The sequence below is a fragment of the Lutibacter oricola genome (assembly GCF_900106565.1).
In the GTDB taxonomy this organism is placed as follows: Bacteria; Bacteroidota; Bacteroidia; order Flavobacteriales; family Flavobacteriaceae; genus Lutibacter; species Lutibacter oricola.
The window spans coordinates 658,416-676,356 of the sequence record NZ_FNNJ01000002.1; the positions used below are offsets into that span (position 1 = coordinate 658,416).

The 17,941-nt window shown below is 30.3% G+C and carries 9 protein-coding genes; 3 read left to right on the forward strand and 6 right to left on the reverse strand.

The window, feature by feature from the left end:
• Positions 1 to 41 precede the first annotated feature (41 nt).
• Complete coding sequence (locus BLU40_RS07565) at positions 42 to 4,082, reverse strand: FG-GAP-like repeat-containing protein (protein WP_090121831.1); 4,041 nt, start codon at positions 4,080 to 4,082, stop codon at positions 42 to 44.
• Between the two features lie 188 nt (positions 4,083 to 4,270).
• Between BLU40_RS07565 and uvrA the strand changes: the two genes are divergently transcribed.
• On the forward strand, positions 4,271 to 7,051 hold the full coding sequence (gene uvrA / locus BLU40_RS07570; protein WP_090121832.1) for an excinuclease ABC subunit UvrA: 2,781 nt from the start codon (positions 4,271 to 4,273) through the stop codon (positions 7,049 to 7,051).
• Positions 7,052 to 7,105: 54 nt separating this feature from the next.
• Here the strand turns inward: uvrA and BLU40_RS07575 are convergent, their stop codons facing one another.
• The 4 genes from BLU40_RS07575 to recG all read right to left on the reverse strand — a co-directional run bounded on the left by BLU40_RS07575 (position 7,106) and on the right by recG (position 13,608).
• Positions 7,106 to 7,783, reverse strand: coding sequence for a tetratricopeptide repeat protein (locus BLU40_RS07575; protein WP_090121834.1), 678 nt, complete (start codon positions 7,781 to 7,783; stop codon positions 7,106 to 7,108).
• A gap of 73 nt (positions 7,784 to 7,856) precedes the next feature.
• Positions 7,857 to 8,888 carry a quinone-dependent dihydroorotate dehydrogenase gene (locus BLU40_RS07580; protein ID WP_090121836.1) on the reverse strand — a complete coding sequence of 344 codons (1,032 nt, stop codon included), beginning with the start codon at positions 8,886 to 8,888 and terminating at the stop codon, positions 7,857 to 7,859.
• A 66-nt stretch (positions 8,889 to 8,954) separates the two neighbouring features.
• The gene (gene pheT / locus BLU40_RS07585) at positions 8,955 to 11,381 is read right to left on the reverse strand and encodes a phenylalanine--tRNA ligase subunit beta (RefSeq protein ID WP_090121837.1); all 2,427 of its coding nucleotides are present in this window, start codon (positions 11,379 to 11,381) and stop codon (positions 8,955 to 8,957) included.
• 121 nt (positions 11,382 to 11,502) lie between these two features.
• Positions 11,503 to 13,608 carry an ATP-dependent DNA helicase RecG gene (gene recG / locus BLU40_RS07590; RefSeq protein WP_090121839.1) on the reverse strand — a complete coding sequence of 702 codons (2,106 nt, stop codon included), beginning with the start codon at positions 13,606 to 13,608 and terminating at the stop codon, positions 11,503 to 11,505.
• Positions 13,609 to 13,701: 93 nt separating this feature from the next.
• On the opposite strand from recG, the gene BLU40_RS07595 reads away from it, so the two are divergent.
• Complete coding sequence (locus BLU40_RS07595; RefSeq protein ID WP_090121841.1) at positions 13,702 to 14,910, forward strand: RsmB/NOP family class I SAM-dependent RNA methyltransferase; 1,209 nt, start codon at positions 13,702 to 13,704, stop codon at positions 14,908 to 14,910.
• Between the two features lie 94 nt (positions 14,911 to 15,004).
• The gene (locus BLU40_RS07600) at positions 15,005 to 17,083 is read left to right on the forward strand and encodes an endonuclease (RefSeq protein ID WP_090121843.1); all 2,079 of its coding nucleotides are present in this window, start codon (positions 15,005 to 15,007) and stop codon (positions 17,081 to 17,083) included.
• Between the two features lie 69 nt (positions 17,084 to 17,152).
• Here the strand turns inward: BLU40_RS07600 and BLU40_RS07605 are convergent, their stop codons facing one another.
• The gene (locus tag BLU40_RS07605; RefSeq protein WP_090121844.1) at positions 17,153 to 17,827 is read right to left on the reverse strand and encodes a DUF2461 domain-containing protein; all 675 of its coding nucleotides are present in this window, start codon (positions 17,825 to 17,827) and stop codon (positions 17,153 to 17,155) included.
• Between the last annotated feature and the right edge of the window lie 114 nt (positions 17,828 to 17,941).

Here is a 17,941-nt window from a genome sequence, read left to right on the forward strand (position 1 = left end):
TAACATTTTATTTAAAAAGTTTCAACAATAACTGTATTCAATTATTGTTTAACTAACATTTTTGTCTCGTTATTAATTTTTAAGATATAAACACCGGTTGACAAATTTATTTGAGACTTCAATTCTGTAATATTTGTTGAAGTATTATGAACTGTTTTAATTGGTATACTCGTTCCTTTCATATCTCCTAACCAAAAAACATCTGAAGCTTTTGTATTATTTATATAAACATTGTCTGTTTGTGTTGGATTTGGATACACAAAACTAATGGTTGAATTCTCTACAGACTGTTGCAATTCTTTACCACTAAAATATTGAATTCCATAATCAAATGCATTAACACCGAGTATTTCGCCTACTTTTCTTCCTGGTATATCATCAGCTGGCGGATGAATACCTCCCCAAATTCTAGATAAACTACATTGATCGGAAGCGTCTCTATAAGTGGCCCATTGTAACTTAACATCTACACTTGGTCCTTTCTCAAAAACTAAAAACTCATCTTTTTTAGCTAAAAATTCACCCATACCACCTGGAAAATATTCAGATCCAGTTAAAAGTGTCATAACTTCTGCTGCTGCTCTAGAGTAGGTTGAGTGCCCAGAAACAAAACCTGCAAATGGAGGTGTAACAAAACTTGGCCTTTGGTAAGGCCACCAGTATTCTGCCAATATCCACCCTACTCCAGCAGTGTCTTCAACTGGGTTTTCAATAAAATCGTGACCTCTCCAACTATATACTTTTATTTTACCAATATGTTCTCCTTCTTTACCTGCTAACGGATCATTTTCTTCAACCACTTCAACAAAACCTTCTTTTAGTGGTATACCTGCAATATGGTAATTTTCTTTTGAAGCATCGGTACTTTGACCCAACTCTGCCATATATCTAATTGCTGATATTGGTCTAATAAAATCATACCAACCTTTAATACCCCAAGCTGTTATAGCAGCATCATGCATTGTACCACCCATTAAAAAATAAGATTTAACATCCCATTCTAAAGCACCAAGCACTTCTCCTTTACCATTTAATTTTTTAACAATTAATTCGTGGTCATTTACATAATTTAACAAGGTAAACCAATGTCCTGGTGGTGTTTCAGAATCTGGACCATCTGCCCAAAATTCGGCTAAAACTCTAGCATAATCACCTCTTGGTACTTGCTGCTCCTTATATGGCGTATTTGTAATTGGATTTATACTATAACCAGTTCCAATATCACCGCCAATAGTTTCATTGTAAAAGTTATTGTAATTATCATACGATTCTGGGAAATCGTTACTATCAATGTTACCAATTGATTTTGGTGAAATATCCCACATAACTCCATCTGTTGGGTCTAAATGTGCTCCCCAAATTGAAACTAAATTAAAACCCCATTTATAAGCGTTACTTAACTTAGTATCTTGCAATAAATCTAATTGTGGTGGACCATCTATATAATGATAAACTGAATATTCATTACCGTTTCTTGTAAAAATTGACTTCTCTTCACTAGTTAAAGAAAAAGGAGAAACTGCTCCCCATTCCGGACTTAAAAAATCTGGTGTTGTACCTTCTATTAAATTTCCACTTTGATCTATAAATTGATCTAAGCTTAATGGCTGCCATCTATTTGGATCAGTTACATTTTTATTACCTGGTATTTTTGGCGCCAACGCTTCATTTACCGGTTTGTAAAACGCATTTTGATAAGTAAACCTTTCTCTAGAGTTATCTGTAAACCCATAATTTATAATAGTTTCTGCAATAAAATTACCTAAAGCTGCTGAATTTCCTTTTGAATAATCTGTAGACACAAAACTAATGTCATAACCATATTCTTCCATAATTAAGTCAAATATTTCTTTTGAATTTTGAAATTTAGGAGCGTTTTTAAATCTATGGTTTAACAATCTATAAACTGCATAACTAATAGTTTTGTTTCTAGCTTCTTCTATTGGTTCTTCTGTTGAAAAGCCATTAAAAGAACTATTAAAATTATGAACCTCATTTCCTATTAAATATGTTCTTGCTTCTTCACTATAAATTGCCCAAGCATCATACATAGCTATACTTGTATGAAATAAATTTCGAGCATGTACCGTTGGCCTCGCATAATCTCCTCTAATTGCTGTAAGCAAAGCTTCGTTCCATATTCTAGCAATAGAGTTTTTATCTGGTAAATTTGAAGCTTTTAACTCAACTTCTAACTCAACAAGTTCACTACTACAAGAACTACTAGTTTCTATAACAGAGATATAACCTTTTTTATCTAGCTCCCATTTTATTTTTATTGAATTTGTTCCTTGTCCTTCTAATAAAACACCACCTTCAACATGCCATTTATAAGTTGAACCTGCAGTATTTGGATAGCTATATTCTTCAGTTTTGAAATAACCGCTTGTAATAGAACCTTGTATACTTTTTGATTCTAAATAGGTACAAGAACCATTGTCTACTACGGCATCTGGATTATAATTACATGAGTTTGGATCTGTACAACCTTCCAACTTTATTACTTCCTCTTCTTCTTCAACTTCAAACCCTTCACCTTCTTTAACTTTTATTAATTTGTTTACTTCTAAGGCATTGAATGTTTCTTTAATTCCAGATGGCCAATTAATCTCTAATTCAATAATTTCTGTTGCATCTCCTAGCCCAAAATGTACTGCTTGTAAACTTTGAGACAGTAAGCTAACACCGGTATAATAACGTTTTAATGTTTCTTTATTTGTTTTTAAAATTAAAGTTGTTCCAATAGCATCTCTATTGGAAGTTGTTCCTTCCAAACTAACTTTAAACCAATTTTTATCTACAGGTTGATTGTTGTTTATTGTTTTGTTTTCATAGAAATAAGACACTCTATCGCTATTAGTTACATATAAATCTAAATCTCCATCGTTATCATAATCAAATGGCATAGAACTAACACTTATTGTGGTTTCATCTAAATTAGATATACCTTCTTGATTTGAAAACGTAGCATCACCTTCAACATATAAATTTTTAAAATAAACATTGTTTTGTAATGATGGATATTGATTTTGATTTGGCCTATCTGCTAATTGATAACCATTGGCAACAAATAAATCTTCATCTCCATCTAAATCAAAATCGGCAAAAGTTGTTCCCCAAGACCAACCAGTATCATTTACATTTTTTTCGTCTGTATTATTGCTAAAGGTGTTATCTCCATTGTTTGTTAATAATACGTTTTCATTAATTGCGGTAATAAATAAATCGAAAAATCCATCTTTATTATAATCACCTATGGCAATACCCATATCGTTAATTCCACTATCTAAACCATAATTACTAGCTTCTTCTTTAAACCCTGTACCATTTTCGTTTATAAAAAGACTATTTCTTTCAAAATCATTAGATACATACAAATCCATCCAACCATCATTATTAAAATCGAATGGTAAAGCCATATATGAAAACTTTACGTTTTTAATTCCAAAATCTTCTGTTACATCTTTAAAAGTTCCGTTTCCATTATTTAAATAAAAATAGTTATTATCGCATTCGCCCCATTCAGAAATATAAACATCTAAAAAACCATCGTTATTTACATCGAACCAAGTAGAAGTTGTATTTCTACAATAGTTTACCTCTTTTATTCCAGCACTTGCTGTAACATCTACAAATGTTCCATCGCCTTGGTTATGAAATAATTGCACTTTATAAGAATGCGTAAAAAACAAATCTGGATAACCATCATTGTCATAATCTCCCCAAGAAACTCCGTGCTTAAAACCATTTAATCCATCGTATTTTTCAGAATCTATTGTGGAATCTAATAGGTTAATTAAACCAGAACCACTTGTAACATCTGTAAATGTTCCATTGTTATTGTTTTTCAATAATTTACTATGGCTTTCCTCTACACCTTCTTCATCTTTTGCTTTTGCAACCACAAACATGTCTAAATCACCATCATTATCAAAATCTGCTACAGCTACACCACTGTTTTTCTTTAAAAAACCTAAATCGGCAACATTTTCAATACGTTCAAAATTTTGGCTATATAAATAATTTGAAATACAAATACACACTATAAAAAATAGCGGTTTTAAAAATTTAAAATAAGTCATTGGTTAGTAAAATTGTAATCGTTCTTTTTCTTTTTTTAATTTTGCAATTACAATATATTAATTTTCAATAAAGTAGGCGTTTAAAAAACTAATAAATACTGTTTATTCTATAATTTTTAAACATATGATAAATGATATAATTAAAATTTGTGATTATCTTTGCAGCTATTCATTTTTTTAGAGTATAAATGACAAAAAATATAGCTGCATTAGATCCAAAAGAAAACATTTTAATTAAAGGTGCCAAACTTCATAATTTAAAAGATATTGATGTTGCTATACCTAGAAATAAATTAGTTGTTATAACTGGTTTATCTGGCTCGGGAAAATCTAGTTTAGCTTTTGACACACTATTTGCTGAAGGACAACGTAGATATGTTGAAAGCTTATCATCTTACGCACGTCAGTTTTTAGGTAGATTAAATAAACCTAAAGTAGATTATATTAAAGGAATTGCACCTGCAATTGCTATTGAACAAAAAGTAAACTCTACCAATCCTCGTTCAACCGTAGGTACTTCAACAGAAATTTATGACTACTTAAAATTGCTGTATGCCAGAATTGGTAAAACTTACTCTCCAGTTTCTGGAAAAGAAGTAAAAAAACATACTGTTACTGATGTTTTAAATTTTATAAAAGAAATTGAGCTAAAAAGTAAATTGTTGTTATTAGCTCCAGTACATATTCCAGAAGATAGAAATGTGTTGCAAACCTTAAAAATACTTGCACAACAAGGGTATGCTCGTATTAAGTATAAAGGTGAAATTTTACGAATTGAAGAAATTGAAAAAGAGATTGAACGTGATTTTTATCTAGTTATAGATCGTATTGTTGTTAAGGATGATGAAGATTTTTTCAATCGGTTAGGTGATGCTATTCAAACTGCTTTTTTTGAAGGTAAAGGAGAATGTATTATTGAAGAGTTAGCAACAAATAAAGAAACTCTTTTTAATAACAAATTCGAATTAGATGGTATTCAGTTTTTAGAACCCAATACGCATTTATTTAGTTTCAATAACCCATATGGAGCTTGTCCTAAGTGCGAAGGTTACGGAAATGTAATTGGTGTTGACGAAGAATTAGTAATACCAAATACTTCACTTTCTATATTAGACAATGCTATTTTACCTTGGAAATCCGATTCATTCAAAAAATACAAAGCAGATTTAATTAACAATGCTTACGATTTAGGAATTTCGGTACACAAACCTTGGTTTGAGCTTTCCGAAGAACATAAACAACTCATTTGGGATGGAAATGATTCTTTTGATGGTTTACACGATTTTTTCAAACATTTAGAAGAAAAAAGTTACAAAATTCAATATCGAGTAATGCTTTCTCGTTACAGAGGTAAAACTAAATGTACTGCTTGTAATGGTAAACGATTAAGAGAAGAAACTAACAATATTAAAGTTGGTGGTAAACATATAAATAACCTTGTTGACCTTCCTTTAGATGAATTGGCTCAGTTTTTTAAGCAATTAAAACTTAATACCTACGATGCTGACATTGCAAAAAGGTTGTTAGTTGAAATTAACAATAGATTGCAGTTTTTAAATGATGTTGGTTTAAAGTATTTAACCTTAAACAGAACATCAAACACACTTTCTGGTGGTGAAAGTCAACGAATTAATTTAGCAACTTCTTTAGGTAGTAGTTTGGTTGGCTCTATGTATATTTTAGATGAACCAAGCATTGGTTTACACCCAAAAGATACTGAACGTTTAATTAAAGTTTTAAAAGATTTACGAGATTTAGGTAATACCGTAATTGTGGTAGAACACGATGAAGATATTATGAAAGCTTCAGACGTAATTATTGATATAGGACCTGAAGCTGGTACTTATGGTGGTGAAATTGTTGCTGAAGGTACATTTAATGATATTTTAAAAAGTAATTCGTTAACAGCTCAATATTTAAATGAAAAGCTAAAAATTGAAGTTCCTAAAAAACGTAGAAAATATACCAACGTAATTAAAGTTGTTGGAGCTAGAGAAAATAATTTAAAAAATGTAGACGCTACTTTTCCTTTAAACACATTAACTGTTGTTACAGGAGTTTCTGGAAGTGGAAAAAGTACTTTAGTTAGTAAAATATTATACCCTGCAGTTCAAAAAGTTGTTGGTGGTTATGGCGAAAAAGTTGGTCAGTTTACTGAGCTTCAAGGAAATGCCGACAAAGTTGAACATATAGAATTTATCAATCAGAATCCAATTGGACGTTCAAGCAGGTCGAACCCCGTTACTTATGTAAAAGCATACGATGATATTAGAGCTTTATTTGCTTCAGAAAAGCTTTCGAAAATTAGAAACTACCAACCTAAACATTTCTCTTTTAATGTTGAAGGTGGGCGTTGCGAAAAATGTAAAGGTGAAGGTGAAGTAACTATAGAAATGCAATTTATGGCAGATGTACATTTAGAATGCGACATTTGTAAAGGAAAACGATTTAAAAAAGAAGTTCTTGAGGTTAAAGTTCACGACAAATCTATAAATGACATTCTTAATAGCACCATAGATGATGCTATTGCTTTTTTTACCGAACATAACGAAACTAAAATTGTAAAAAAACTAAAACCTTTACAAGATGTAGGTTTAGGGTATGTTACTTTAGGTCAGTCTTCTTCTACCCTTTCGGGTGGTGAAGCACAACGAATTAAATTAGCTTCGTTTTTGGTAAAAGGATCAAGACAAAGTAAATCTTTATTTATTTTTGATGAACCAACTACTGGGTTACATTTTCACGATATTCAAAAATTATTGAACTCATTTAATGCTTTAATCGATAACGGACATTCTATAATTGTAATAGAACACAATATAGATTTAATTAAATGTGCCGATTATATTATTGATCTAGGTAAAGAAGGTGGTAAAAATGGTGGTAATATTACTTTTGAAGGATTACCTGAAGATTTAATAAATGTTAAAGAATCTTACACTGCTCCTTATTTGAAAGAAAAACTATAAATAAAAAGGCTTTGAGAAATTCTCAAAGCCTTTTTTTAAATATGTTGTATGGTTTTACTTTTCAGCATTTAGCGTTGTTAATTTACTTTTTGCTAAAACAAACTCAGGAAATAACGTTACTGCTCTTTCAAAACTAGCTTTTGCTTCCGTATTTTTCTTTAAATTCATTTCTACAATTCCTTGTAAATAAGCAATGGCAGCTTTTAAATTTACATTTTGAGTATAGTTTTTATTTACCTGAAAATTTACTGTTATTTTCCCCGTATCAGGTAAACCATCTGCTTTTCTAACCATTGCAAAAGCTTCATCAAACTTATTTAACGCTAACTGTAAACCAGCTATTTTATATGCGTGGTAATTATTGTTTGAAGTTGATAATAAATCTGTATAAATTTCAATCGATTTTTCTAAAGCACCCATTTGCTCTAAAGAAACCGCACTCATTTCTAAAAAATTTTTATCCCCTTTTTTAGTTTTTAAAATATCATTCGAAACTAAAAAACAAGAAACATAATTTCTATTGTTAAAATACATATAAGCTAAACTATCCTTGTATGTGCTTGTTTCACCTTCCAAAGCAATTATAGAATACATAGCACTTGCCGCTACAGCTTTATCATTATATGCTAAAGCTTGTTTTAATTTTTGTTTTTCAACTTCAATATTTGTAGTTGTTTGTGCAATTGCCGTTACAGTAATTAAAAAAGTGAAAATATAAATTAACTGTTTCATTGATTTGTGTTTTTAAAATTCTAATGTAAATCTATTAAATTAATCTGATAATTTGGTTAATATAATCACAATACTATTGAGATAGTATCGCTTTATTTATCTTTTTAATCAGTCCAGGACCTTCATAAATAAAGCCTGTATAAATTTGAACCAAATCAGCACCTGCATTTAATTTTTCAATAGCATCTGCTGCAGAATGTATACCACCTACACCTATAATTGGAAATGCTTTATTAGATTTTGAAGAAAGGTACTGAATAACCTTTGTGCTTCTATCTTTAACTGGTTTACCGCTTAAACCTCCATTACCAATAGCGTTCAATTGTTCTTTTGAAGCTTTTAAACCTTCTCTATTTACAGATGTATTAGACGCTATTACTCCATCAATTTTGGTTTCTGCAACTAATTCAATTATTTCATCTAACTGAACATCATTTAAATCTGGTGCAATTTTTAAAACAATTGGTTTTTGATTTTCAAAAGCATTGTTTGCGTTTTGAACCGCTGTAATTAATTCAATTAAATAATCTTTATCGGTTAATTTAGCGTGACTACCTACATTTGGACAACTAACATTTAATACAAAATAATCTACATACGGATGTAATGCGTTAAAACACTCTAAATAGTCTTTTGTATAAGCATCTGGCATTGTAGCAGTATTTTTACCAATATTACCTCCAATAATAATTTTGCCTTTATTTCCTTTTAATTTTTCAATAGCAGCTTCTAATCCGTTATTATTAAACCCCATTCTATTAATTAAAGCATTATCTGCTTTTAATCTAAAAATTCTTTTTTTAGGGTTTCCTGCTTGTGCTTTTGGAGTTACTGTACCAATTTCAACAAAACCAAAACCAAAGTTTGAAAGCTCATTAAACAACACTGCATTTTTATCAAATCCTGCAGCTAAACCAACCGGATTCTTAAATTTTAATCCAAATAATTCTCTCTCTAAGCTTTTATCGTTTATTTGATACAGGCTTCTAAAAATAGCTGAAACACCTGGTATTTTAGATAAAAAACGAATTAATGAAAATGTAAAATGATGAATTTTTTCTGGATCGAAAAGAAAAAAGAAAGGACGAATTAAACTCTTGTACATAAACGTATATTTCTGCAATATTAAAAAAAAGCCTTTAGAATATATCTAAAGGCTTTAAAATTATTTTTATCTAAGCGTGGCACCTACATTCTTTTCAAATGTTTGCTGCAGCTTTTTCATTATTTTATCAATTTGTTTATCATTTAATGTTTTGTTTTCATCTTGCAATAAAAAACTAAGTGCATAAGACTTTTTGCCTTCAGCTAACTTATCACCTTCATAAACATCAAATAAATCTACATCTTTCAATAAATTCTTTTCAGCTTGGAAAGCTAAATTATATAATTCTTTAAAAGTAGTTTCTTTATCAACTAGTAAAGCAAAATCTCTTTTAACAGCAGGGAATTTTGGCAAACCAGCAATTTTAATACTTGTTTTACCTCCTACTTTTAAAACATTATCCCAATTAAAATCAGCAAATAATACTTCTTGCTTAATTCCAAAGGTTTTATTTATTGATCGCTTTACAACACCTAAATCTACTAGTTTAATTTTTCCTAAACTTAATGTAATTCCTTCAGAAAACACATCGTTTTTAGTTGGTGTTACTTTTACTTTTGAAATACCTAAACGTTGTAACATTGTTTCAACAATTCCTTTTAAATAAAAGAATTCTGAAGTTTTTTGAGGTGTATTCCAACTGTCTTTTGTTCTATTACCAGAAACAAATAAAGTTAAATGTTTTTGCTCGCTATAACCGCTTTCAAACTTGTGGTATGTTTTTCCAAATTCGAAAAACTTTAATGAACCATTTTTACGATTTACATTATAAATTACAGACTCTAAACCACTAAATAACAACGACTGACGCATAACACCTAAATCACTACTTAAAGGATTTAACATTGCTACATTATGTTCTTCACTTAAATTATCTGTTAAATTTAAATACTCTGGCTTAGTTAAAGAATTAGCCATTGTTTCATTAAAACCTTGTGCAATTAATTGGTTTGCAACAACATTTTCAATTTTAACGCCATCAAACTCAGATAAAGAAATAGATGTATTTAATTTGTGAGAAAACTCTACATTATTATAACCGTAAACTCTTAAAATTTCTTCAATAACATCTGCCTCACGTGTAACATCTACTCTATATGATGGTACTGTTAATCCTAAACCTCCATCAGTAACACTATTTACTTTAATATCTAGTGATGCTAAAATATTTTTAACCGTTTCTCTTGGAATTTCAGCACCAATTAAACGATCCATTTTTTCAAAAGAAAGAAAAACTTCAAAATCTGCAATTTTTGAAGGATATAAATCTATTAATTCAGATGAAACTTTACCACCAGCAACTTCAATAATTAAATTTGCTGCCCTTTTTAAAGCATATTCAGTAAAATTAGCGTCAATTCCTCTCTCAAATCTAAAAGATGCATCAGTATTTAACGCATGTCTTTTTGCAGTTTTACGAACAGAAACAGGGTTAAAATATGCACTTTCTAAAAATATAGAAGTTGTATTTTTTGTAACACCAGAATCTATACCACCAAATACTCCGGCAATACACATTGGTTCTTCGTTACCATTACAAATCATTAAATCTTCTTCGTGTAACTCACGTTCTACCTCATCTAAAGTTGTAAATTTAGTACCTGAAGGTAATGTTTTAACAATTACTTTATTACCTTTTACTTTAGCAGCATCAAAGGCGTGTAATGGTTGTCCTAATTCGTGTAACACATAATTAGTAACATCAACAATATTATTAATTGGAGTTAAACCAATTGCTTTTAATCTATTTTGAATCCATTCTGGAGAGTCTTTCACTTCAATATCTGAAATAGTAACACCTGCGTAACGTGGTGCCTTTTCACTATCTTCAACAACAACATCAAACTTTAAAGTTCTATCGTCTACATGAAAATCACTTACTGAAGGTGAAATTAATTCTAAAGAAGTTCCTTGTTGAATCATTCCTGCACGTAAATCACGAGCAGTACCATAATGGCTCATACCATCGGCTCTGTTTGGAGTTAATCCAATTTCAAAAACCTCATCTTTTTCAATATTAAAAACCTCAGCAGCAGGTACACCTGCTTCAAGTTCATCATCTAACACCATAATACCGTCGTGACCAGATCCTAAACCTAATTCATCCTCGGCACATATCATTCCAAAGCTTTCTTCGCCTCTAATTTTTCCTTTTTTAATTTTAAAGCTTTCACCTTTATCATCATAAAGAACGGTACCTATTGTTGCAACTGGCACTGTTTGACCTTCGGCTACATTAGGAGCTCCACAAACAATTTGTACAGGAGCTTCTGCACCAATATCTACAGTAGTAACACGTAATCTATCTGCATTTGGATGCTGAACACACGTTAAAACTTTACCTACAACAATTCCGGCTAAACTTCCTTTGATAGACTCTACAGTTTCAATTCCTTCAACTTCAAGCCCTAAATCAGTTAACAATTCTCCTGTTTTTTCGGCTTCCCAATCAACCTTTAAAAATTGTTTTAACCAATTATATGATATTTTCATTTATTCTGTTTTTTAAACGAATTGCAAAGATAAACAATAGAACTTGAATGATAAAAATTTGCAGTTAAAAATGACTCAGAAATGTGTCCTATTTTGAAGAGTTTATACAATTAGTAGAAAATTAACTAATATTCTGCCAAATTGTGCTGTTTTTACTAATTTCAGTATAAGCTATTTTAATGTTTAAATTTTCATCTAAACTAAGCGTAGGGTCGTTTGCTAACAAATTAATTGCAAAACTTCTAGCAGATTTTAACAAATGAGAATCCTTAACAATATCAGCTATTTTTAAATTTAAAACACCACTTTGTTGTGTACCCATTAAATTACCTGGGCCTCTTAACTTTAAATCAACCTCAGCAATTTCGAAACCATCGCTAGTTCTAACCATTGTTTCCATTCTTGTTTTTGCATCGGCAGATAATTTATAATCTGTCATTAAAATACAATAACTTTGATCTGCACCTCTACCAACTCTACCACGTAATTGATGTAATTGAGATAGCCCAAAACGCTCCGCACTTTCTATAACCATAACACTGGCGTTTGGTATATTTACACCAACTTCAATTACCGTTGTAGCCACCATAATTTGAGTTTCGGCCTTTAAAAAGCGTTGCATTTCGTGCTCTTTATCGGCTGGTTTCATTTTACCGTGTACAATACTAATTTGATAATTTGGTTTTGGAAAATCGCGAGAAATACTTTCAAAACCATCCATTAAATCTTTATAATCCATTGCTTCGGATTCATTAATTAATGGATATACAATATAAACTTGTCTACCTTTATCAATTTCTTTTTTCAAAAATTGAAACATAGAAAGTCTTTGAGAATCAAATCTGTGCGCTGTTTTTATTGCTTTTCTTCCTGGAGGTAATTCATCTATAACAGAAATATCTAAATCGCCATACAAACTCATTGCCAACGTTCTTGGTATAGGTGTAGCTGTCATAACCAAAATATGCGGTGGTAAGGTATTTTTTTGCCACATTTTAGATCGTTGCTCTACTCCAAATCTATGTTGTTCATCAATAATAGCAATACCTAAATTCTCAAATTTTACTTTATCTTCAATCAACGCGTGTGTACCAATTAAAATATCTAATTCTCCACTTTCTAATTCTGCGTGTAAAATTCTACGTTCTTTAGCTTTTGTTGAACCAGTTAAAAGTTTAACAGATACTTCTAAGCCATCAAGCATTTCAACAATAGAATTATAATGCTGCGTTGCTAAAATTTCGGTTGGAGCCATTAAAGCTGCTTGAAATCCATTATCTATTGCTAACAACATTGCCAATAAGCCCACAATTGTTTTTCCAGAACCAACATCTCCTTGTAACAAACGATTCATTTGAGCATTAGACCCTACATCTTTTCTTATTTCTTTTAATACTCGTTTTTGGGCGTTGGTTAAATCAAATGGTAACTTATCGCTATAAAATGAATTAAACTTCTCACCTACTTTTTCAAAAACAAAACCTTTTATTTTAGATTTTCGAACTAGTTTTTTTCTAATTAATTGAAGTTGAATAAAAAATAATTCTTCAAACTTTAATCTAAATTGAGCTTTTGTAAGTAATTCTTGATTTGTTGGAAAATGAATATTTAATAATGCCTGTGTTTTACTAATTAATTGTAGTTTTTCAATTATTCTGCTAGATAATGTTTCTTTAAAATTTCCTTTTAGCTCTTCAAATAAGTTTTGAATAATTGTTGAAATAACTTTATTGCTAATACCTTTATTAACTAATTTTTCTGTTGAAGGATAAATAGGTTGCATAGCTCCACGCAAACTTTTTTTATAAACACTTACCAACTCCATTTCTGGATGTGGCATAGAAAACATACCCTTAAAATAATTTGTTTTACCAAATATTACATAAGGTACATTAACTTTTAAAGAATCTTTAATCCATTTTGCGCCTCTAAACCAAACCAATTCCATAGAGCCAGTATCATCTACAAAAGTTGCTACTAACCTACTTCCTCTTTTTTGTTGAACTGTTTTTACACGTGTAATTTTACCAACTATTTGCACTTCAGAAGAATTTTGCTGTAGTTGATTTATTTTAAAAAATTGCGTTCTATCTAAATATCTATTTGGAAAAAAATTCACTAAATCGCCAAAAGTATGTATCCCTAATTCCGATTTTAATAAATCGCCTCTATTAGGGCCTACACCTTTTAAATAAGAAATTGCTGTATTTAATGAATAAGTTGGCATTTTTTGTTTTAAAAATACGAAGATAACATTCAATTTACAATTAACAATAACTTAGTAAGTAATTGACTATATTTGCAACCTTAATTTTTTAATATGAGATTGCATAGAAACCTAGTATTTACAGTTATTGATTCCATTAAACTAATTTTTAATGAAGGTGAATATGCTGATAAGGTAGTACAAAAAGCTTTAAAACGCGATAGTCGTTGGGGAGCTAGAGACCGTAAATTTGTTGCGGAAACCATTTATGAAATGGTACGTTGGAAACGTTTATACAACGAAATTGCTGGTACTAAAGACCATTACACAACAGAGAACGTTTGGAAAAACTTTTCAGTTTTTGCTACACTAAAAGGGTATGATTTACCAGATTGGCCCCAATTACATGGTGTGCCAGAAAGAAGAATTAAAGGGAAATTTGATGAACTTCAAAAAGTACGTGTATTTAAAGAATCTATTCCAGATTGGTTAGATGAATTGTGTGTAGCAGAATTAGGCGAGAAACATTGGGCTAAAGAAATGACAGCTTTAAACAAACAGGCTGAAGTTATTTTACGTACAAATACACTTAGAACAACTAAAGATGTTTTACAAAAGAAGTTAGCTGAAGAAGGTATAGAAACTGTAGCTATTGATGGTTATACTGATGCTTTAAAATTAGTTGAGCGTGCTAACGTATTTAGAACAGATTGTTTTAAAAGTGGATTTTTTGAAGTACAAGATGCTTCATCTCAACTTGTGGCAGAATATTTAGATGTAAAACCAGGAATGAGAGTTATTGATACTTGTGCTGGTGCTGGTGGTAAAACATTACATTTATCTGCTTTAATGGAAAATAAAGGAAACATTATTGCCACTGATATTTACGAAAGTAAATTAAAGAAATTAAAAATTAGAACTCGTAGAGCTGGAGCGCATAACATAACTACTAAGGTTATTGAAACAACCAAAGTAATTAAAAAAATGAAAGACACTGCAGATAGAGTTTTAATTGACGCTCCTTGTAGTGGTATAGGTGTTTTAAAAAGAAATCCAGATAGTAAATGGAAATTACAACCAGAGTTTGTAGAAAACATTATTAAAACACAAGCTGAAATTTTACAACGTTACTCTCAACTTGTTAAAAATGGAGGAAAAATGGTATACGCAACTTGTTCTATTCTACCTTCAGAAAACGAAAAACAAGTTAAAGCTTTTTTAAAAAATAACGATAACTTTAGAATTATTAAAGATCATAAGGTATCTCCATTTAAATCTGGTTACGATGGTTTTTATATGGCTTTGTTAGAAAGAATAAGTTAAAAATTACTAATAAAAAAACATGTAATTAATGTTAAATTAACAATTTAAAAATAGTTTTTTATAAATTCGTGCTTGAAAAATTAAAAGCAACTTTATGAAAAAACTATTACTCTTTGTTTTATTAATGTCAATAACATCCTACGGTCAAATACCTAGTGGATATTATGATAGCGCTACCGGAACTGGATATGCCTTAAAATCGCAATTATCTTCAATAATTTCAAATGGACATATAGACCGTGGTTATTCGGCTCTATATGGCGGTTACCAATCTACAGATAGTGATCTTTATTATGAAGGTGACAATACTGTTTTAGATATGTATTCTGAAAATCCAACAGGTGAAGACCCTTATAATTATAATCACGGATCTAATAATTGCGGTAATTATAGTGCAGAAAGTGATTGCTACAATAGAGAACATTTATTTCCTCAAGGTACATTTGACAAACAAGTACCAATGAGAACAGATATTCATCATGTGGTTCCTTCTGATGGTAAAGTAAATGGACAAAGAAATAATTATCCTTTTGGAGAAGTTTCATCTCCAACTTGGACATCGTTAAACGGCTCTAAAAGAGGACCTAATATAACTCCAGGATACTCAGGAACCGTATTTGAACCTATTGATGAATTTAAAGGTGATATTGCTCGATGCATGCTATATTTTGCAACACGCTATGAATCACAAATTGATGGTTGGTCTCATGATATGTTAAATGGTACCGAAAATCAAGCTTATGCAGACTGGTTTATTACTTTGCTGGTTAAGTGGCATACAAACGATCCTGTATCTACTAGAGAAACAGCAAGAAATAACGCTGCATATGTATATCAAGGAAATAGAAACCCTTATATTGATCATCCTGAATATGTAAATATGATTTGGAGTGCATTTGCTACAACTCCAGATACAGAAATACCTTCTACACCAACTAATTTAGTTGCTTCAAACATTACAAATACAACAGTAGACTTAAATTGGACAGCTTCAACAGATAATATATCGGTATCTAGTTATGATATTTTTATAGATGGAGCCTTGTATACTACTTCAACAACAAATTCTAAAGTTGTTACTGGACTAACGCAAAACACTAACTACGATGCTACTGTTTATGCTAAAGATCCTTCTGGAAATTTATCTTTAGTTAGTAATACTGAAAACTTTACAACTACTAATGTTATAGACATTACGCCTCCTTCTGCAATTACAGATTTAGTTTCTAGCAATGTAACAAGTACAAGTGCAAATTTATCTTGGACACCAGCAACTGATAATGTTGCAGTTACTTTATATGAAATTTATAAAGATGGTAGCTTAATTGGTACTTCTCCTACTAATTCATATGCTGTTTCAAATCTTACTCCTGAAACAAGTTATGATTTTACTGTTTATGCTAAAGACGCAGCTAATAATACATCTGCTGTTAGTAATACAGAAACTATAACAACAAGTGCGGCAACAAGTGATTGCGGAACTGAAACATTTGCTAATGCTACTAGCTTACCATCGGGAGGATATGATGATGGAAGTTTTATAGGTGTTAATGATATAACTTGGAGTTATACTGAATCTAGAGATGCTTACGATAATGGAAATGAAATAAATGGTCAAAGTTTAATGTTAAGAAACACTACTAGCTCGCTTACATCTTCAACTATTTCAGGTGGAATTGGAAGTTTCACTTGTAATTTAAAGAAAGCATTTACTGGTGGTGGAGACAGACAAGTAGAATTATTTATTAATGATGTTTCACAAGGAATTTCAATTGCTTGGGATAATACAAGTCTTCAAACATTTACTGTTTCTAATATTAATATTTCAGATGATATAGTAATAAAAATAGTACCTACTACTGGGAAACAAGTTACAATTGATGATATAACTTGGACTTGTTATTCAACGTTATCAACAAATGACTTTGATAAAAACTTGTTCTCAGTTTACCCTAATCCTACAAAAAACAATAAAGTAATTATTAGTTCACCAAATAATGATGAATTAAAATCTATTGAATTTTATAGTATTACAGGTCAATTAATTAAACAACTTAGCAATCCTAAGCTTACAAATAATAAAATTAGTATAGATTATATTCCTAGTGGAATGTACATAGTTAAAATTGAAAGTGATTCGGCTTATTCAACTAAACGATTAATAGTTCAATAACTAAAACGTATTTATGTATAAAAAAAGCATCCTTTATAAGGATGCTTTTTTTATATAATAATTTCAATTTTAATCTATTATAGATTCTCCGTTTAAATCTGTAGTTAAAATTTCGCTCATATAATCAAAATATGGCCTCATTGCTTTATAACTATCATCTAATTCATCTAAAAAATTAGATGCTAATACTTCTTTATCAGTAAAATTACGCACAATTATAAATTGTTTCATTCTAATTAAGTCCATATCTGGATGCTCTTTATCAAACCCTCGTGGAGCGGTTTTCAAAGCAGTACCTTGCAACTTTCCAAATTGTTTTATAAACGTTTTATCATTCAATATTTTACGAATTTCAACAGTATCCATTTCAAACTCTTTTCTAATACGTAATAAATCTTCTTTATTAGGTTCCCAAAAACCACCAGCCAAAAAACTTTCTCCTGGTCTTACTCTTAAATAATACCCTCCACGTAATCTTTTTGTTGCTCTTGCAAAAGAACCAGCAAAATGAGCTTTGTAAGGCGTTTTATCTTTTGAAAAACGAACATCTCTATAAATTCTAAAAAATTTAAATTTATCTATATCATCATGTTCCTTTAACTTTTCCATAATCGCATTATAAAACTCTTTAGTTTTTTTCTGCTCTTCTAAAAAGGCAGGTTTATTATCATTAAACCAATCGCGATTATTATTTTTATGTAATTTTTTTAAAAAATCAATGGTAGATTTATCTATAGTTGTCATTCGTGTTTTATTTTAAATGTCAATGTACAAAAATTGTTTGAATACGTATTAAGACGTTCAACAAACGTAAATATTACAACTTATAATAACTATAAAAACATATGATACCCTATT